At 63.4% G+C, this 17,723-nt stretch carries 23 protein-coding genes; 14 read left to right on the top strand and 9 right to left on the bottom strand.

The genetic code is table 11. From position 1 onward, the window contains the following. The first annotated feature begins 188 nt into the window (after positions 1-188). Complete coding sequence (locus tag LFT47_RS21140) at positions 189-1,187, top strand: hypothetical protein (protein WP_236813857.1); 999 nt, start codon at positions 189-191, stop codon at positions 1,185-1,187. A gap of 43 nt (positions 1,188-1,230) precedes the next feature. Next, positions 1,231-2,532: a M18 family aminopeptidase gene (locus LFT47_RS21135; RefSeq protein ID WP_236813855.1), complete on the top strand. Its 1,302-nt coding sequence runs from the start codon at positions 1,231-1,233 to the stop codon at positions 2,530-2,532. Between the two features lies 1 nt (position 2,533). Here LFT47_RS21135 and LFT47_RS21130 read toward each other — a convergent pair whose 3' ends face one another. Both LFT47_RS21130 and LFT47_RS21125 read right to left on the bottom strand, forming a co-directional pair. Beyond that, on the bottom strand, positions 2,534-3,205 hold the full coding sequence (locus LFT47_RS21130; protein WP_236813853.1) for a DUF1345 domain-containing protein: 672 nt from the start codon (positions 3,203-3,205) through the stop codon (positions 2,534-2,536). Between the two features lie 154 nt (positions 3,206-3,359). After that, positions 3,360-3,698, bottom strand: a complete 339-nt coding sequence (locus LFT47_RS21125) for a YnfA family protein (protein WP_236813851.1) — start codon at positions 3,696-3,698, stop codon at positions 3,360-3,362. Positions 3,699-3,926: 228 nt separating this feature from the next. Between LFT47_RS21125 and rpsF the strand changes: the two genes are divergently transcribed. The 6 genes from rpsF (at position 3,927) to LFT47_RS21095 (ending at position 7,390) form a co-directional block, all read left to right on the top strand. Next, entirely contained in the window at positions 3,927-4,232 is a 306-nt protein-coding gene (gene rpsF / locus LFT47_RS21120; RefSeq protein WP_028267876.1) for a 30S ribosomal protein S6, read from the top strand. Positions 4,233-4,287: 55 nt separating this feature from the next. Then, positions 4,288-4,863, top strand: coding sequence for a single-stranded DNA-binding protein (locus LFT47_RS21115; protein ID WP_078107100.1), 576 nt, complete (start codon positions 4,288-4,290; stop codon positions 4,861-4,863). Positions 4,864-4,988: 125 nt separating this feature from the next. Then, positions 4,989-5,228 (top strand): 30S ribosomal protein S18, encoded by a 240-nt coding sequence (gene rpsR, locus LFT47_RS21110; RefSeq protein ID WP_003800144.1) that lies wholly within the window; start codon positions 4,989-4,991, stop codon positions 5,226-5,228. Between the two features lie 17 nt (positions 5,229-5,245). Continuing rightward, positions 5,246-5,698 (top strand): 50S ribosomal protein L9, encoded by a 453-nt coding sequence (gene rplI, locus LFT47_RS21105; protein WP_236813849.1) that lies wholly within the window; start codon positions 5,246-5,248, stop codon positions 5,696-5,698. 112 nt (positions 5,699-5,810) lie between these two features. Beyond that, positions 5,811-6,647, top strand: a complete 837-nt coding sequence (locus LFT47_RS21100; protein ID WP_236818745.1) for a PhzF family phenazine biosynthesis protein — start codon at positions 5,811-5,813, stop codon at positions 6,645-6,647. Between the two features lie 116 nt (positions 6,648-6,763). After that, on the top strand, positions 6,764-7,390 hold the full coding sequence (locus LFT47_RS21095; protein WP_236813847.1) for an FMN reductase: 627 nt from the start codon (positions 6,764-6,766) through the stop codon (positions 7,388-7,390). 27 nt (positions 7,391-7,417) lie between these two features. Here LFT47_RS21095 and LFT47_RS21090 read toward each other — a convergent pair whose 3' ends face one another. Together LFT47_RS21090 and LFT47_RS21085 are read right to left on the bottom strand one after the other, a co-directional pair. After that, a complete protein-coding gene (locus tag LFT47_RS21090; RefSeq protein ID WP_236813845.1) occupies positions 7,418-7,993 on the bottom strand; it encodes a hypothetical protein in 576 nt (191 codons plus the stop codon). Between the two features lie 3 nt (positions 7,994-7,996). Further along, positions 7,997-8,476: a hypothetical protein gene (locus LFT47_RS21085; RefSeq protein ID WP_236813843.1), complete on the bottom strand. Its 480-nt coding sequence runs from the start codon at positions 8,474-8,476 to the stop codon at positions 7,997-7,999. A gap of 625 nt (positions 8,477-9,101) precedes the next feature. Here LFT47_RS21085 and dnaB point away from each other — a divergent pair. Next, complete coding sequence (gene dnaB / locus LFT47_RS21080; protein WP_236813841.1) at positions 9,102-10,484, top strand: replicative DNA helicase; 1,383 nt, start codon at positions 9,102-9,104, stop codon at positions 10,482-10,484. Between the two features lie 32 nt (positions 10,485-10,516). On the opposite strand, the gene LFT47_RS21075 is transcribed toward dnaB, so the two are convergent. The 4 genes from LFT47_RS21075 to LFT47_RS21060 form a co-directional block, all read right to left on the bottom strand. Continuing rightward, positions 10,517-10,849 (bottom strand): TfoX/Sxy family protein, encoded by a 333-nt coding sequence (locus LFT47_RS21075; RefSeq protein WP_236813839.1) that lies wholly within the window; start codon positions 10,847-10,849, stop codon positions 10,517-10,519. Between the two features lie 51 nt (positions 10,850-10,900). Beyond that, complete coding sequence (locus tag LFT47_RS21070) at positions 10,901-11,869, bottom strand: acyl-CoA thioesterase (protein ID WP_236813837.1); 969 nt, start codon at positions 11,867-11,869, stop codon at positions 10,901-10,903. A gap of 189 nt (positions 11,870-12,058) precedes the next feature. Beyond that, entirely contained in the window at positions 12,059-12,493 is a 435-nt protein-coding gene (locus tag LFT47_RS21065) for a DoxX family protein (RefSeq protein WP_236813835.1), read from the bottom strand. A gap of 154 nt (positions 12,494-12,647) precedes the next feature. Next, positions 12,648-13,217, bottom strand: a complete 570-nt coding sequence (locus LFT47_RS21060) for an antibiotic biosynthesis monooxygenase (RefSeq protein WP_236813833.1) — start codon at positions 13,215-13,217, stop codon at positions 12,648-12,650. Positions 13,218-13,257: 40 nt separating this feature from the next. Here LFT47_RS21060 and LFT47_RS21055 point away from each other — a divergent pair, with 40 nt between their 5' ends. The 3 genes from LFT47_RS21055 (at position 13,258) to LFT47_RS21045 (ending at position 15,583) form a co-directional block, all read left to right on the top strand. Further along, entirely contained in the window at positions 13,258-14,601 is a 1,344-nt protein-coding gene (locus tag LFT47_RS21055) for an MATE family efflux transporter (RefSeq protein WP_236813831.1), read from the top strand. A 9-nt stretch (positions 14,602-14,610) separates the two neighbouring features. Then, on the top strand, positions 14,611-15,165 hold the full coding sequence (locus tag LFT47_RS21050; protein WP_236813829.1) for a hypothetical protein: 555 nt from the start codon (positions 14,611-14,613) through the stop codon (positions 15,163-15,165). 67 nt (positions 15,166-15,232) lie between these two features. Then, the gene (locus LFT47_RS21045; protein WP_236813827.1) at positions 15,233-15,583 is read left to right on the top strand and encodes a hypothetical protein; all 351 of its coding nucleotides are present in this window, start codon (positions 15,233-15,235) and stop codon (positions 15,581-15,583) included. 129 nt (positions 15,584-15,712) lie between these two features. Here LFT47_RS21045 and LFT47_RS21040 read toward each other — a convergent pair whose 3' ends face one another. Further along, positions 15,713-16,261 carry a CGNR zinc finger domain-containing protein gene (locus LFT47_RS21040; RefSeq protein ID WP_236813825.1) on the bottom strand — a complete coding sequence of 183 codons (549 nt, stop codon included), beginning with the start codon at positions 16,259-16,261 and terminating at the stop codon, positions 15,713-15,715. Positions 16,262-16,331: 70 nt separating this feature from the next. Here LFT47_RS21040 and LFT47_RS21035 point away from each other — a divergent pair, with 70 nt between their 5' ends. Together LFT47_RS21035 and LFT47_RS21030 are read left to right on the top strand one after the other, a co-directional pair. Beyond that, the gene (locus LFT47_RS21035; protein WP_236813823.1) at positions 16,332-17,363 is read left to right on the top strand and encodes an EamA family transporter; all 1,032 of its coding nucleotides are present in this window, start codon (positions 16,332-16,334) and stop codon (positions 17,361-17,363) included. Positions 17,364-17,403: 40 nt separating this feature from the next. Beyond that, the gene (locus LFT47_RS21030; protein WP_234752874.1) at positions 17,404-17,676 is read left to right on the top strand and encodes a DUF2277 domain-containing protein; all 273 of its coding nucleotides are present in this window, start codon (positions 17,404-17,406) and stop codon (positions 17,674-17,676) included. The last annotated feature ends 47 nt before the right edge of the window (positions 17,677-17,723 follow it).

Below are 17,723 nucleotides of genomic sequence, written 5' to 3'. Positions count from 1 at the left end.
GGACGCTAAACTCGTGGGCTTTCAACGTCGTCCTCGGATTCTCTTACGAAGCGGCCGGTTTGGTGGGTGTTGCTCTTGTCTGCGCATGCTTCGTCGCCGTCATCTGTGGACTGGTGCTGCTTCTCGCCCGGCGACTGGGAGCAGCGCCGGTACCGTCCGCTTGGGTGCTTCTGATTGGAGCGCCATTGTTGACATTGTTTTTGTCGGCGCGGCCCCAGCTCGTGGATTACATTGCCGTCCTGGCACTCGTGATGCTCCTACAGCGGCTGGTAGAGGTGCCTAAGCCGGTTTGGCCGCTCATTGCTATCGCCGTCCTGACGATTCTTTGGGTCAACTTGCACGCGGGAGCCTTGCTGGGCGTGGCAATTGTGGGTGCCAGTGCCCTTTTGGTGTTCTTGAGACGAAGCACGCGCAGCCGATCAGGCTGGTTTCTGGCAGCGCTACTAGTAACAATGCTTTGCTCACTCGTAAATCCTTACGGCGCAGGGCTGCTCGCCCAAACGCTGCAAGTCAAGACTGAATCGACTGTCATTACGGAATGGCAGCCATTCAACCCGGCTGATCCATTGCAGCTTGTTATGTTGGCCATCGGTCTTCTCGGACTTGGCGTTGCGGCACGCCGAGGAGACCCGGTATTCACGGCCGCAATCGCAGTTGCGGCCTGCGGATCAGTGGCTGCAATGCGCGTCCTTCCAATCCTTGTCTTGCTGGCGTTGCCGGTTCTGGCGGCGTTTGCGTCACACGAGGTGGTGTTGCGCTACTTTGCCAGTCGCCGACGGTTGTTCTTCCAAGGTGCCACCGCCGTCCTCGTGATCGCTATAGGGCTGGCAGTTTTCAATCTCCCTTTCTTCGGCCGTCCGGATCCAGCACATTTCCCACGCGCAGCAATCCAGGCCATTCCGGCTGGTTGCAAGTTGTTCAACGAATACCAGCTAGGCGGACTGGTGATCCTAGAAAGGCCCGATGTCCCGGTGTCCATTGATTCGCGAAACGATCTCTATGGCGCGGAGCGGGTCACGCAATCCTTGCGCGTCCTCGACGGCCAAGGGGATCTGAACGAAGGGCTGCGCGGTGCGGACTGCGTCCTGGTACCTCCCGCTACCGGGCTGGCCCGCTGGCTAAACACAAACCCCGGCTGGGTCCTCAAATCAGCCGAACCCACGGCAGAATTGTTCATCCGACGTTGAACGAGGGGCCGGCAAATCCGCGGCCGCGGCTAGACTCGAAGCCATGCCTTCGAACTCCGCTGCAGAACACATCCAGGACCTTGGCGCGTATGTGAGCGCATCGCCGTCGAGCTTCCACGCGGTCCACGAGGCCGCGCACCGCCTCGATGCGGCAGGTTTCACGGCCCTTGATGAACTTCTGCCATGGGAGGGCGGGGCTGGGAGCTTCTACGTGATGCGCGATGGCGCCCTCATCGCCTGGGTGACGCCGGAAGGCGCAACTCCGACTACGGCGTTCAATATCCTCGGCGCCCACACGGATTCTCCGTCCTTCAAGCTCAAGCCCAAGCCGACGACAGGCAAGTTCGGCTGGCTCCAGGCCGGCATGGAGGTCTACGGCGGCCCTTTGTTGAACTCCTGGCTGGATCGTGAGCTTCGGCTCGCGGGCCGGCTCGTGATGCTGGACGGCACCCAGCACCTCACAGCTACCGGACCGCTCCTGCGCTTCCCGCAGTTGGCCATCCACCTGGACCGGGCTGTCAATGACGGCCTCACGCTCGACAAGCAACAGCACATGAACCCGGTTTTCGGCCTCGGCGATCCCGATTCCGCGGACGTCCTGGCAATCCTGGCGGACTCCGTGGCCGGGGCTTCCGTGGATCCCGCGCAGATCGGTGGCTACGACATCGTCGTCGCGGACACCCAGGCGCCTGAGCAGTTCGGTGCCAAGGGCGAGTTCTTCGCTTCAGGACGGCTCGACAACCTCTCTTCAACCCACGCCGGGCTTGCGGCACTTATTGCGCACGCAGCCGCGGGTGCGCCGACAGCCGGCCCCATCGCCGTCCTGGCCGCCTTCGACCACGAAGAAATCGGCTCTGCCTCGCGCTCCGGGGCCTGCGGACCCATCCTCGAAGACATCCTCACCCGGATCTCCGACGGATTCGGCGCCACCGTGAGTGAACGGCGGCAGGCGTTGTCGGCGTCGTTCTGTGTTTCCGCGGATGCAGGCCACGCCGTCCACCCCAATTACCCCGAGCGGCACGATCCCGCCAACCGGCCCATCCTCAATGGCGGACCGCTCCTGAAGATCAACGCCAACCAGCGTTACGCCACGGACGCCACCGGCGCGGCCTTCTGGGCCCGGCTCTGCGGCGTGGCGGGTGTCCCCTACCAGGAGTTCGTCTCCAACAACGACGTCCCGTGCGGCTCTACCATCGGTCCGCTGACGGCTACCCGCCTGGGCATCAGGACGGTCGACGTCGGCGTGCCGCTTTTGTCGATGCACTCGGCACGCGAGCTATGCGGCGTTGAAGACCCGCGCCACCTGGCCACGGTGGCGGAGTTGTTCTTCCGAACAGCGATCTAGCTCAGGATGCGAGGCTGACCACGAGGTTGATCGTGGTGGCCAGGATCCCGACGCCGAAAACGTAGGCGAGCAGGCTGTGCCGCAAAGCAGCGGACCGCATTGCCCTGGTGGTGATCGACGTGTCCGAGACTTGGTAGGTCATCCCCAGGCTGAATGCCATGTACGCGAAATCCGTGTATTGCGGCGGTTCTTTCTGGTTGAATTCGATGCCTTGGGGTGGATCGGACGTGTAGTACACCTCGGCATAACGCAAGGTGAAGAGGGTGTGGACCAGGAGCCACGAGGCCGCTGCACCAACGAGGGCCAGCAGGGCGAGCATGAATTTGTCGAATCCGTGCGCATCCTTGGCGCCGATCATCACGAGCACGACGGCTGCCAGGGAACCGACGGCGGCACACAGGATGAGGAGGTCGGCGGTGGAGCGCCGCGGATCCTCTTCGGTAGCATGGCTTCTCGTCTGATCGGCCTTCATCGGGGTGATGATCGTCCACACGAAAACGTTGTAGACCACCGCGGCCACGGCCCAGCCCGCGGCGGGTGCGTAGATCCACTGACCCCATATTCCGGTCGCTACGGCCGCAGCGATGCCGGTGACGATCATTAGCCCGAACCGCAATCGGGAACGTTTGGCACGGGCAGTCTTCGGACGTTGGTTCTTTGCTGCGGCGTTCATAGTCAGATCATGGCACGCGGGTTGGCCGGCCCCGGCGTCACGCCACGCAGATTTTTAGCGTGCGGCGTGGAGCCGCGACCCGGAAAACCGGGGGATCCCGACGTCGGACGGTCCAGCAAGTTGCGCGGCGTGACGGCTTAGCTGCGTTGCCGGCTTAGCTGACAGGCCGGGGTGCGAACATGATGACGGCCACGCCCAGGATGCAGATCATGGCGCCGATGACGTCCCAACGATCCGGGCGGAAACCGTCCATGAGCATTCCCCAAGCCAATGATCCGGCGATGAACACCCCTCCATATGCTGCGAGGACACGGCCGAAGTGTGCGTCAGGCTGGAACGCCGCCACGAACCCGTAGATGCCGAGGGCCGCGATCCCAAGGCCAGCCCACCACCACGGTTTGGCTTCCCTGACTGATTGCCACACGAGCCACGCCCCGCCGATCTCGGCGACGGCCGCGAGGACAAACAGTGCGACGGATTTGAGCATGGTCATGGGTTCAGTCTGCCTGAGCCGCGAAAGTTATCCACATACGCGACGCCGCGCGTTCCACCTTGCCGACACGCCGAATAGGCTTAGAGGCGGGAAATGGACTAAGATATTGAAGTCTGTGCTGCGCCCTGCTTCCGCTTCTGGAAGCGGTCAGCAGCACTGTTCATCGCAAATGAACCTCCTGTTACGGAAATGCCGTAACCGCTTAGCCCAAAGGAGGTGGGTTCACATATGCGTCCTTACGAATTGATGGTAATCATCGACCCCGAGGTCGAAGAGCGTACCGTAGAGCCGTCGCTTCAGAAGTTCCTCAATGTCATCACTACCGATGGTGGAACCATCGAAAAGGTTGACATCTGGGGCCGCCGTCGCCTCGCTTACGACATCAAGAAGAAGTCCGAAGGTATCTACGCTGTGGTGAACTTCACCGCCAAGCCGGAAACCGCCAAGGAACTTGACCGCCAGCTGAGTCTCAACGAGACCATCATGCGCACCAAGATCACCCGCCCCGAAGAGCAGAAGGTCGTTGCTGAGTAATTTCAGCTCCAGGCTTTCATTCTTTACCCCGCAGGAACGAACAAGGAGGCAGTAGATGGCAGGCGAAACCACTATTACGGTCATCGGTAATCTCACCAATGACCCCGAACTGCGGTTCACACCGTCAGGCTCGGCGGTAGCGAACTTCACCATCGCTTCTACTCCCCGGACCTTCGACCGCCAGTCCAATGAATGGAAGGACGGGGAAACCCTGTTCCTCCGCGCATCGGTATGGCGCGAAGCAGCTGAAAACGTCGCCGAATCCCTCACCAAGGGCATGCGCGTGATCGTTTCCGGCCGACTGAAGAGCCGTTCCTACGAAACCAAGGAAGGCGAGAAGCGCACCGTTATCGAGCTCGAAGTCGATGAAATCGGCCCGAGCCTGCGTTACGCCAACGCCAAGGTCAACCGCACCCAGCGCTCCGGCGGTCAGGGTGGTCAGGGCGGCTTCGGCGGCGGCAACAACAGCGGCGGCTTCGGAGGTGGCGGCGCTGGTGCAAACCAGGGCGGCAACTCCGGCGGAACATGGGGCGGCGGCCAATCCGCACCGCAGGAAGACCCCTGGGCTACCCCGGGTGTCAGCAATGCGGGCGGATGGGGCAACGGCCCGGATTCCGAACCTCCCTTCTAAACACTCATAAAAGCTCGACGCCGGAACCCGCCGGACGTGCCGCGAGGCACCCGGGTGGCGACCGCCGTCGAGCACCACCATCCCGTGGATCCATTCCACGGGCTCCATAGAAAAGGAGCTCCACGATGGCTAAGGCTGAACTCCGTAAGCCCAAACCAAAGTCCAACCCCTTGAAGGCCGCTGACATCACCGTCATCGACTACAAGGACGTAGCATTGCTGCGCAAGTTCATCTCCGACCGCGGAAAGATCCGCGCCCGTCGCGTCACTGGCGTCACGGTGCAGGAACAGCGCAAAATCGCCCAGGCAATCAAGAACGCCCGCGAAGTTGCTCTGCTGCCTTACTCCGGCGCTGGCCGCGGCTAAGGAAGGGATTAACTAACATGGCAAAGCTCATTCTGACCCACGAAGTAACCGGTCTCGGTGCTGCTGGCGATGTTGTCGAGGTCAAGGACGGTTACGCACGTAACTTCCTGCTGCCCCGCGGCTTCGCTCTGACCTGGACCAAGGGTGGCGAGAAGCAGGTTGAGTCCATCAAGGCTGCCCGCGCTGCTCGTGCCCACGCTTCGGTTGAAGCTGCACAGGCCCAGGCTTCTGCGCTTTCTTCCAAGAAGGTCAAGCTCGTAGTGAAGGCCGGCGAGTCCGGTCGTCTCTTCGGCACCGTCAAGCCGGCTGATGTCGCTGCCGCAGTTGAGGCCGCTGGCCTCGGCTCCATCGACAAGCGCAACGTTGAACTGCCGAACCACATCAAGTCCCTTGGTTCGTACCAGGCCAACGTCCGCCTGCACGAGGACGTTTCCGCTGTCATCGACCTCGAGGTCGTAGCAGCAAAGTAGCGTTATCTTTGACGTAGCTTGAAGGACCCCCGTCTCCGGTTTCCGGAGGCGGGGGTCCTTTGCTTTGCGCGCGTACCCCCGGTGATAGCCTGCCGGGGTGAACCTTGAAACGATGCGCACCAGGCCCTTCTCGCAAGTGGATGTCTTCACTGACGTGCCGTACCTCGGCAATCCGCTTGCCGTCGTCGTCGACGCTGAAGGGCTCAGCGCGGAGCAGATGCAGCACTTCGCCAACTGGACCAACCTGTCTGAGACCACCTTCCTGCTGCCGCCCAGCGATCCTGCGGCCGATTACCGCGTGCGGATCTTCACTGGCAGCGAGGAATTTCCTTTCGCGGGACATCCGACTCTCGGCTCGGCGCATGCGTGGCTGGCGGCCGGCGGTGTCCCGAAGCAGGAAGGGACGCTGGTTCAGGAATGCGGCGCAGGCTTGGTCAAAGTCAAGCTCGACGGCGGCCGCCTTGCCTTCGCGGCGCCGCCGCTGAACCGCTTCGGGCCCGTGGGCGAGGCAGCCATGGAACGGTTGGCCGCAGGCCTCCGGCTGCCCCAAGCGGCGCTTTTGGATGCGTCGTGGCTTGTCAATGGCCCCCAATGGATCGGCGTGCTGCTCGAATCGGCCGAGCAGGTCCTTGGCCTTGAGCCCGACCTTGCGGCGTTGGGGGATCTGAAGGTCGGTGTGATCGGGCCCCATGAGCCGGGTGCCGGCGTCGATTTCGAGGTCCGGACGTTCATTCCCGGAGACGCCATGGTGGAGGACCCCGTGACCGGAAGCTTCAATGCGGGGGCGGCCCAGTGGCTTATCGGCAGCGGCCGGGCTCCGGAGCAATACGTGGCCGCGCAGGGTACGGTGCTGGGCCGGGCGGGACGCATCCACGTCAAAGCGGAAGACGGGGACATCTGGGTGGGCGGGAGTTCGGTGATGTGCATCCAGGGAACCGTGCGTCTCTAACACCGTGCGTCTCTAACAGGGGAATAAAAGGGGCGCGGGCGCGGTTTGGGAGTATAGATGCAAACGCATGTACTCTGGTTTGAAGCCATCGAACCGCCCAGCAACAGGAGATCGCCATGGAGACCCGCCGCATAACCGTCCTTTCCGCCGGACTTGGCGTACCGTCGTCGAGCAGGCTTCTTGCAGACCAGCTCGCCGCATCGGCCAAGCGCCAGCTGGGCGATGCCGGGTACGAGGTGCAGGTGGACGTTGTCGAACTCCGGGACCTGGCCGTGGATATCGCCAACAACTTCGTCACCGGCTATGCCGCGCCGCGCCTCGCGGAGGTGATCGCCGGCGTCGAGGATTCTGATGGCATCATCGCCGTCACGCCCGTCTTCAGCGCCTCATACAGCGGGCTGTTCAAGTCGTTCATCGATGTTCTGGACCCGAAGTCCCTGGACGGCAAGGCAGTTCTCCTCGGTGCCACGGGCGGCACAGACCGCCACCAAATGGTGCTCGATTACGCCATGCGTCCGCTCTTCACCTACCTTCGCACCCGGATAACCCAGACGTCCGTTTTCGCCGGGCCCCAGGACTGGGGAAACACCGATGACGGAGCGTCGCCGCTATCGGTCCGCGTGGACCGCGCGGCCGGCGAGCTGACCCGGCTCCTGAGCGGCGGGCAGCCGCACCGCAAGGCGGACGCGATGGAATCCCTGCCGTTTGAGCAACTCCTCGCCGGGATCACCGCGGGACGCTAGGCGAGCCGGGCTGCGCCGCACCTGGCGTTAGTCGTCCAGCAGCTCGATGAACTCCCGGGCCTGCTTCATGCTGATATCGGAATGCTTGGTCAGGGCCAACGCTGCGGCTTCGATGTCGCCGCTCTTGGCCAAGGTACGGATCCGTCCGTAGATCTCGTCGTTGAGCATGTTGCTGCTCACTTCACGTGTGACGTCGCCCTTGCTGACGATTGCCCGGTAACGGTACGGGAAGTGTTCCGGCTCGTCGTCGTCGGGCATGAGGTCCTGCGGGGCGGGTTCGGGCTTGCGGAAGGGCTGCGGGTGCGCTGCAAGGGCGCCGACGGCGTCCCGTGAGGCACGCAGCCCCTCCCCGGTGGCGCTGAGGTACAGCTTGATGGCCGCCATGGCCTGGCCTTGGGCGATCAGGGAATACAGCTGCCGGTGTTGGTCCTCACTGAGCTTCGCGGCGGCCTCGCGGGCCAGCTCCACAGGGTCCACGGCAGCCTTGCCGGTGGCGGCATTGTCGCGAAGTTCCGCGGAGCGGCGGGAGAGCGCGCGGCTGATCAACAGCACGCCGACCATGACGGCCGCCAGTATCAAGACCGGAACGAGTAGGGATGACATGCGCTAAAGCCGATCTATGTAGTTCTTGGCGGTCAACAAGTCCGAGTGGGTTTGCTGGCGCAGGAGCTTGATCGCCTGGATCTTCTGCCCACTGCGGACCATTCCCTGCAATTGCAGGGCGAACTGTGGATTCAACTGCCCGTTGGGCAGAATGGGGCCGTTGTAGCCGGCCTGGCCGACTCCCGGGCTGGCCCCGGCTTGCGCCCTGAGCGCGGCCCGCGACTGGCTGTCCTGCTGGGACTGTTGCTGGGCGTTTTGGCTCGGCCTGGTGGACGCATCGATACGGGCCCTTGCCGCCGTCGCCGCCTGCACTTGGGCGGCCTGGTGGGCTGCCGAGCGGGCGGCCAGCTCACGTTGGTAGCGCTCGGCGTCGGACAGCCCTGAGTTGCGTGGCTTGAATGCCGCCGTCAGGGCCCAAATCACAGCCACAAGGATGACAACGGGCATTGCGACCAGCAGTACATCCCCAATGGTGAAACCCATACCTAGAGCTTATGTCAGAACGCGGTTATCCACAGCACATTCCTGCTCCGGCATAGCTTCTGAGAGCCGGCTGTCAAATTCCGGGAGAGATTGTGGGGAGTATCACATTTTCGGCATATTTATCCCTCCCCGGACGCTTGCACGAAGGGAACGGCGCGGATTGAGTGAATCGGCCTGTGGATGATCCCCTGAAGAAAATACTTTTGATCCACATGGCACGAAGAACGTTTTCCCAGCTCAGGGCCTATTTGCCGCAAAAAGAATTTCTCTTTCCACAGGGTCATGCACAGACTGTGCACAAGTAGGGGTGCGTATTCCACACTTTATCCACAGGCCCGGCTTGGTGCCTCGGAAAAGCAGGGCTAACGTGGCTGAGTACCTGCTTTAGGTACTTGGAAAACCCCTGTTTCTTGTGGACGACACCCGGTGCCGTCGAAAAGCAGCGCGCCCGCGGACCTGTCTGTGGATAAGTTGTGGAAATCTCGGGGAACCAAAATTGTCGGTGCCCTACGGAACAGTTTGGACCAGCCGGCATAAACGGCGCGGTCGGAGCAACCCACACCTGGGCATTGGCCTACCGCACCGCCGGGAACAGTTATCTGCGCGGTACACAATGGAGGACGGCTTGTCAGTTACGCACTTGGATTCGATCGAGGGCGGCCGGACATCGGACGCCAGCCGCAAACCTCCCCAGGACATTCCCGCTGAGCAGTCGGTTCTGGGCGGCATGATGTTGTCCAAGGACGCCATTGCCGACGTCGTGGAAATTGTCCGCGGCCATGACTTCTACCGCCCGGCCCACGAGACGATCTACGAGTCGATCATCGATCTCTACGGCCGCGGCGAACCTGCCGATGCCGTCACAGTGTCCGATGAGCTGACCAAACGCGGCGAGATCAACAGGATCGGCGGCCCTGCCTACCTGCACGAGCTCATCCAGACCGTGCCCACGGCGGCCAACGCGGGCTACTACGCCGAAATCGTGGCTGAGCGAGCGGTCCTGCGCCGACTCGTCAACGCCGGCACCAAGATCGTCCAGATGGGCTACGGCCAGGATGGAGAGGTCGAAGACCTCGTCAACCAGGCCCAGGCCGAGATCTATGCCGTGGCCGAACGACGCACGGCGGAAGACTACGTGGCGCTCAAGGACGTCATGGAATCCACCGTTGACGAGATCGAGGCATCCGGCCATCGCGGCGAAGGCATGACGGGTGTCCCCACCGGGTTCTATGAACTCGATGAGCTCACCCACGGCCTGCACCCGGGCCAGATGATCGTCATCGCCGCGCGCCCCGCCGTCGGTAAGTCCACGTTCGCGCTTGACTTCGCCCGTTCCGCTGCCATCAAGCACAACCTCGCCACCGTGATGTTCTCCCTGGAAATGGGACGCAACGAAATCGCGATGCGCCTGCTGTCCGCGGAAGCCACCATTGGCCTCCAGGACCTGCGCAAGGGCACCATTAAGGACGAGCAGTGGTCCAAGATCGCCACCACGATGGGGCGCATGAACGATGCGCCGTTGTTCATTGATGACAGCCCCAATATGTCCCTCATGGAAATCAGGGCCAAGTGCCGTCGCCTGAAGCAGCAGCACGACCTCAAGCTGGTGATCCTCGACTACCTCCAGCTCATGAGCTCCGGCAAGAAGGTGGAATCCCGCCAGCAGGAAGTCTCCGAATTCTCGCGTGCCCTCAAACTGTTGGCCAAGGAGCTGCAGGTTCCGGTCATCGCGCTCTCGCAGCTCAACCGTGGATCCGAACAGCGCCAGGACAAGCGGCCCATGGTCTCGGACCTCCGTGAATCGGGTTCCATCGAGCAGGACGCCGACATGGTCATCCTGCTCCACCGCGAAGACGTCTACGACAAAGAATCCCCCCGCGCCGGCGAGGCCGACATCCTCATCGCCAAGCACCGCAACGGTCCCACCAAGGACATCGTGGTTGCCTTCCAGGGGCACTACTCCCGCTTCGCCAATATGGCGGGCGAGACGGGCGGCGGCGGGTTCTAGCGCCCGGCGGGATGACTTTTATGGCGGGTTGCCTAGTGGTGCGCAGATCCAACGAAGTCCAGGGCTTCACGGGCGAGGGTGAGCCTTGACTCCTGATCGTCGGCCATAACCGTGAGCCACTCCTTCATGGCACGCCCCTTTCCGGCGTCGAACGGCGCCCCGGCTCCGGTCCCGATCAGGGCACTGACCCGATCTCGTGGCAGCTTCACAACAAGCCTGCCACCCGAAACCATCGCGAAAATCGAGCCGTGAACCTTCAATGCCGAGGAACCGAATCCATGCTGTCCCGGTTCGCCGGGCACGCTCACACCCGGGACGGCCCTGAATTCGTCGATGAGTGCGTTGAACCATTCCTCAGCCAACATGAGGACATCTTCCCGCCCCGGACTTCGCGGCGCCAGACCCGGAAGGAACGCCTAACCGCCGTTGAGCAGATGATCCGGCATCCGGTTTCCGGGGGCCCGTCCCCGGATTTCCAGCAATTCGCGGGCGTGGGCGTGAAGGCGCCGGTCCTCGCCGGTTTCCGGTTCCCAGTGCGGGATCGGAACGGACGTGCCGGTTTCGTCCCTGGCCACCATGACCGTGAGGCAGTAGGTGGTCAGGTTCATCTCACGGCTCTTGGGGTTTCCGGAGCGGACATGGACGGCTATGTGCATGCCTTTGTGCCCTGTGTAGACGAGCCGGGCTTCTACTTCCACCACGTCGCCGATCAAGAGCGGGCGATAGAACCGCACGCCGCCGGAGAACACCGCCACGGTGTCCTTGCCGCAATAGCGGGAAGCGCAGACGTAGGCGGCCTCATCGATCCACTTCATGACGATGCCGCCGTGGACCTTCCCTCCCCAGTTCACGTCGGTGGGAGCCGCCATGAAGCGGAGGACAACGCGCTCGGCCGTCCCGGCGTCGGTATATTCCTGTGCGTTCATCGCTTCGACGATCTTTTCCCGCACGGCGATCCGCGCGAGGGCGTTGTCACGATGCTCGATTTCCTCCGGCGTCGACGGCTCGAACTGGGGGACTGGAACGGGGCGGCCGTCGGCGCCGACAGCAACGAAGATCACCAGGCACTGGCTGCGCATCGTGGCCGGACCGCCCTTGGGATCGCCTGAGGACACGGTGGTCCGGATGTGCATGGAAGAGCGGCCCGTGTAGACGATGGTCGCTTCCACCTCGACCATGTCTCCGCTGTTCACGGGGTCGGCGAAATGGATGTTGCCGACATATGCCGTGACGCAATAGGACTTCGACCAGCCGACAGCTGCCGCGTACGCCGCCTTGTCCACCCACTCAAGGACTGTGCCGGCGTCGACGGACCCGCTGTGTCCGACGTCGGTGGGGGAGGCCAGGAACCGCAGCGTGACGGAGTGTGAGGGGAGCTCGCTCATGACGTGAGTGTATCGACGGCGTGGATACTGATGCGCTGTATGACGGGCGGGCGACGCCGAATCGGACCAGCGACTCCCAGGTCGATCTGTGTCACGCAAACGGGCTGGCGACGCCAGAATCCCGGTGTCGCCAGCCCGTTCGGGTGTCCGCAGCGCACTTGGGTGTCGCCAGTGCGGCCGCGCACGATCCTAGGCGAGGATGCCCAGCTTGGAGCCTTGCCGGCCGAAGACGGCGGCGTCGATGGAGATCCGTCCGGCGCCGGTCAGGGCCACGGCTGCCGCTGCAGCGGCGAGGGCCAGGACAAGTTCGTACCCACCGTTCTCGGCAAACAGGCCCGCCGGGGCGTGGACCAGGAACAGGGCGCCGAGCATGTCCAGTGCAAGGAGGGCGCCGAAGACTCGGGTCAGCACGCCCGCGATGAGGGCGATGCCCCCGGCAAGTTCGATCGTTGCCACGATCGGGGCCACGACGTCGGCGGCGGGTACGCCCATCTTGCCAAAGGCGGCCTGTGTGCCGGCGATGGTGAATTCGGTGAATTTCTGCCAGCCATGCGCGGCGAAGATGAAGCCGACGATGACGCGCAGGACGGTAAGGGCTGTGTTGGTCAGGGTGGACTGGTTCATGTTTTTGCACCGTTTTCGGGTAGCGGTTGGCTGTCGTGAAGCTTCGAAAGCCAAGGCTCAATTTGTTGAAGCTTCAACTCAAGCCTTTCGAACTTTGTTTGAAGTGTCAAACAAGTACGACGCGGCGGGGCCGGCTCCGCTGTCCCGGCAGATGCTATTGACCCTTCCGCTTTGCTTCCAGCCAGGGCTTCAGGAGCCGGGTGGTGACCGGCAGGAAAATGTAGACCATGAGCGGCGTCAGGATACAGATGTTCAACAGCACCTGGAGGACCAGCGGCCAGCCCAGGACCAAGGGGTGCAGCAGGAAATTGGCCAGCAGGCTCAAAGGAAAGAACGGCAGGAAGATGCTGACGGCCTGCTTCCACCGCGGCGGCAATGCGGTCTCCGGGACGACGAGGTTCACGTCGCCGGGTTGGGAAAACCATCCCTCGATCCCGGAACGGCGCTCCACCCGTGTGACCTCCATGAGCTCGGTGGCGCTTTCAATCCACCATCGGCGCTCTTCGGATTCCTCCCAGGCCTGCAGGGTTTCAGCGTCCGCGAAGCGGTAAAGCATGTGCCATTCATCGGAATCGGCCGCCGTGCGCACCCACCCTGAACCCAGGTAGCCGGGCCATTCCCGGGCAAGCTCCTGGCCAGCGTGGGCCCATGCGTTGGCTTGGCGGGTGTAGCCGGGAGTGATGGTACGGGCGACGGAAACGGTGATGGGATGCTCGAGCGACACCTCACCAAGCTACATGCCGGCGCCCCGCTAGGCTGGGAAAGTGCACCAAACAGTGACCCGTCCCACCACGCCCTCCACTGCCCGCGAGATCCTGCGCCTGGCTGTCCCCGCCTTTGGGGCGCTCATTGCCGAACCCCTCTTCCTCTTGGCTGACTCCGCCATTGTGGGGCACCTTGGCGTCCCTCAACTGGCGGGCGTGGGGCTGGCCTCCACCGTGCTGTACACCGCAGTCGGACTTATGGTGTTTCTGGCATATTCGACAACTCCCGCTGTGGCGCGTGCCATCGGGCACGGAAAGCTCGCCAAGGCGCTGGCCGCAGGGCGCGACGGCGTCTGGCTGGCCTTGCTGCTGGGCACCGTCCTCGCGGTGGCTGGCTTCTTCGCGGCTGAGCCACTGCTCGGGTTGCTTGGAGCCAGCGGCGAGGTGCGGGCATACGCCATCGATTATCTGCGCTGGTCCATGCCGGGACTCGTCGCCATGCTATTGATCTTCGCTGGCACCGGCGTCTTGCGCGGACTGCAGGACACCCGCACGCCGTTGGTGGTTGCAACGGCGGGGTTCGCTATCAACATCGCCCTGAATTGGTTCCTTGTCTATGGCCTGCATTTGTCCGTGGCGGGTTCGGCCATCGGCACCAGCATTGCCCAATGGGCCATGGCCGCCGTCTATTTGGTCATGGTGGGACGGAATGCCCGGCGCCACGGCGTTTCGCTGCGCCCGGACTGGCGTGGAATCCGCACGATGACCACCGTGGGTTCATGGCTCATGCTCCGTACCCTCAGCCTGCGCCTGGCTATCCTCGCCACTGTCCTGGTGGTCACTTCCCAAGGGTCCGTGAACCTCGCCGCGCACCAGCTTGCGATGACCATTTTCTCCTTCCTCGCCTTCGCCCTGGACGCCTTGGCGATTGCCGCGCAGGCCCTCATCGGCAAGGAACTCGGAGCTTCCCATCCGGCCCGGGCGCGGGAACTGACCCGCACCATGATCCGCTGGGGCGTGGGATTCGGCGTGGTGACGGGCGTGCTCCTGGCAGTGGCGGCTCCGTGGGCCGGCTTCCTCTTTACCTCCGACGCCGGCGTGCAGTCCGCGCTCACAGCGGCACTGTGGGTGCTCGCCGTCGGGCAGCCCCTCGCGGGGTACGTCTTCGTCCTGGACGGCGTCCTGATCGGCGCGGGCGATGCCCGCTACCTGGCGATTGCCGGCGTCGTGAACCTCGGGGTCTATCTGCCGCTTTTGGTGGCAGTCCACCTGACCAGGCCCGACGGCGCGGCGGGGCTCGTGTGGCTCTGGGTCGCGTTCGCGCTGGGCTACATGCTGGCCCGCGGGGTCACCCTGGGGCTGCGGGCCCGCTCTGACAAATGGATGGTCCTCGGTTCGCACTAAACTGGACTGGTGACTCTCCCCACCTCTTCAGCGACTTCATCCACGCCCTCGGCAGCCGCGCTCTGGAAGCCCGTACTTCTCCGCGCCGGTGCTGCGCTCGTGTTTGGAGCCGTGACCGTCTTCTGGGGCTCGCCATCCGTTCACGTTCTGGCCTGGGCTACGGGGCTCTACCTGTTCGCAACCGCGGGGGCCGCGTTCCTTACTGCGAGCGTTCCGGCGGCCGCGGCCGTCGTCGTCGGCCTGGCGGGGGTGGGTGCCTTGATGACGCAGTCCGACGCGGGTGTCGGCGTCTCCGCGCTCGTCGGGCTGTTGGTGCTCGGGGCGTTTGAACTGGTCCGGGGATTCCGGCAGCGCGGACGGCATGTGCTCGCCCGCGACTGGATCATTTCCGGCGTGGTGGGCATCGGCACCGCCGTTGCATTGCCGTTCTTCATCAGCCTGGGAGCGCACGCGCTTCTCGGTGTTGCCGGCGGCGGCGCCATCATCACGGGAGTCTTGTGGGTGCTGTCCGGGCTGAGCCTGCGGCACGATGGGCGAACCCCCTCTGCTGAGGCCGTAAACTAGTAGTCATACGTTCTACCCTGCGTAGAACTCTCAAGGCGCGGACGGCGCCAACACCCACATTGGAGGAATGACCTTGGCTGACCAGAAACCAGGAGAGCCGCGCAAGATGCGGACCTCGGTGAAGGGACCGCTGATGTTCTCCGCGTTCTGGGGCGTCCTGATCTTCTTCGCCGTGCTGATCTTCGCCTCCGGCGGCAGCGCCCGCACTCCGCGCTTCGACCTCGCCTTCACCGGTGCCGGCATCGCCTTCATTGTGAGCCTCGTCCTCGCTGCGATGCTTTCCATGAGCCACAAGGAAAACGCCGAACACCTCGGCAAAGGCTCGGGAGTCAACCTAAGTTCCAGGAAGCCGGGCCAGGGCCACGGTTCCGCGGCGCCCAACGCGGGCAGCGAAACGGAAACGCCCGACGCCGACTAGGCCGTCTTAGTCTTTTTTCGTGTCACGCCACGCAACTTCTTGCCGGCTGGTCAGCGCAGCAACCCCGGAAACTCGCGGCAGGCCGCCGTCGTGCGCCTTGAAAAGTTGCACGGCGTGACGCCCGCCCCCTTATTCGGTCCCCGAGGCCTTCCTCGCCCGGTAGGCCGCGACGTGTGTTCGGTTGGCACAGTTGCCGGTATCGCAATAGAGCTTGGAACGGTTGCGGCTCAGGTCCAGCACGACGGCGTCGCAATCGTCCGCCGCGCACACCCGCAGGCGATCCATTTCCTTGCTGCGGATGACGTCCACGAGTGCCATGGCAGCTTCGGTGCCCATGCGTTCCGCAAGGGGCGCTTCAGGGGTGGTTGCGTGCAAGTGCCAATCCCAGTGATCGTGCTTGACCAATTGGGGGAGTGCGCGAGCGTCCGTGAGGAGTTGGTTGACGGCCTTTGCGGCCGCGTATTCATCGGCCGTCCACAGGGAAGCCAGCTGGCTCCGCAGTCGCCTGACGCTGACTAGCTCGGCCTCGGTTCCGTCCCTGCTCCCCGTGAATTCTTCCGCATCGAGGAAGGCGCGGAGTTCGGCGACACTCGTGAGGGATTCGGTGCCGTTGGCGGCCGAATTGATCAAATGGACCACACTTCGAAGCGCCACTTCAGTGTCAGGTGCAAAAAGCACTTTGACTCCTTACATCTCTCGGTAGTAGTGTCAGCAGCGTAACCCATTTTACTCCTGACAGGAGGCTGCTGTGTCAGCTGCAACAAACCGGGCTGGTGCTGCGGGCTTCATGGCGTCGGGCCTGGGGCTCGCGCTCTTTTCCTCAGCGGTCTTCGGCTTGTCCGGCTCGTTTGCCAAGTCCCTCCTGGAAACCGGGTGGACCCCAGGCGCGGCAGTTGCCATCCGATTGAGCGGTGCTGCACTCATCTTGGTGATCCCGGCCGTCGTCGCTCTCCGCGGCCGTTGGCACCAGCTCAAGGACAATTGGCTCACCATCCTGCTGTTCGGCGTGATTGGTGTTGCGGGGTGCCAGCTCTTCTACTTCAACTCGGTGTCCCGGCTGTCCGTGGGGGTCGCGCTCCTGCTTGAATATCTCGCGCCCACCATGATCGTCCTGTGGCTGTGGGCCGCCAGTCGACGCCGTCCGAGGGCCCTCACCGCTATTGGAACGCTGCTTTCGCTCGGCGGACTCGTCCTGGTGCTTGATCTCACCGGCGCAGTGAAGGTGGACTTCGTCGGCGTCCTCTGGGGCATGGCCGCGGCAGTCTGCTTGGTCATCTATTTCTTCATCACGGCCAAGCAAAACGACACGCTGCCTCCCATTGTGCTGGCTTCCGGCGGTCTCATGGCAGGCTCAATCCTTATCTGGATTGCCGGCGGAACCGGTCTGGTGTCCATGACTTTCGCCACCGCGGATACGCACCTCGGGCCGTGGACCACGCCGTGGTGGGTCTCGATCGCCGGCCTCGTCATCCTCTCCACCGTGCTGTCCTACGTCACCGGGATCATGGCAGCACGAAGCCTCGGGTCGAAGGTGGCATCCTTTGTCTCGCTCACGGAAGTGTTGTTCGCCGTGGTGTGGGCCTGGCTGTTGCTGGCCGAGTTGCCGGGAGCCATCCAGCTCGTGGGCGGGGCACTCATCGTGTGCGGAGTGGTCCTGGTGCGGATCGACGAGCTGCGCGCGGACAAGCGCGATGCCGTGGAGCCCGGTAAAGACCACGCAGCCCGCGAGCTTGACCACGCGAACGACGTCGAGCCGGTTCCTTCCGAGAGGGTCCTCTAAAAACGACCCCTGACGGGATGCCGGGGCCTAGCATGTTGATATGTGCCGGAACATCCACACCCTCCACAATTTCGAGCCACGAGCCACCTCCGCGGAGGTGGAAGCCGCAGCCCTGCAATACGTGCGCAAGATCAGTGGCACCACCAAGCCGTCAAAGGTCAACGAGGAGGCCTTCGCCGAGGCTGTCCATGAGATCGCGCATATCACCCAGCATCTGCTCGATTCCCTCGTGACCCACGCGCCAGCGCGCAACCGCGACGAGGAAGCGGCGAAAGCCAGGGCCCGCGCGGCCGTTCGTTTCGGAACGGCCTAGCCTCGGCAAACTGACTGGCAGTTGTTGTCGTTCTCACGCCCGATAAC

Source organism: Arthrobacter sp. FW306-2-2C-D06B (genome assembly GCF_021789175.1).
In the GTDB taxonomy this organism is placed as follows: domain Bacteria; phylum Actinomycetota; class Actinomycetes; order Actinomycetales; family Micrococcaceae; genus Arthrobacter.
The sequence above is the reverse complement of the archived record's forward strand: the minus strand, read 5'-3'. Positions and strand labels throughout refer to the sequence as shown.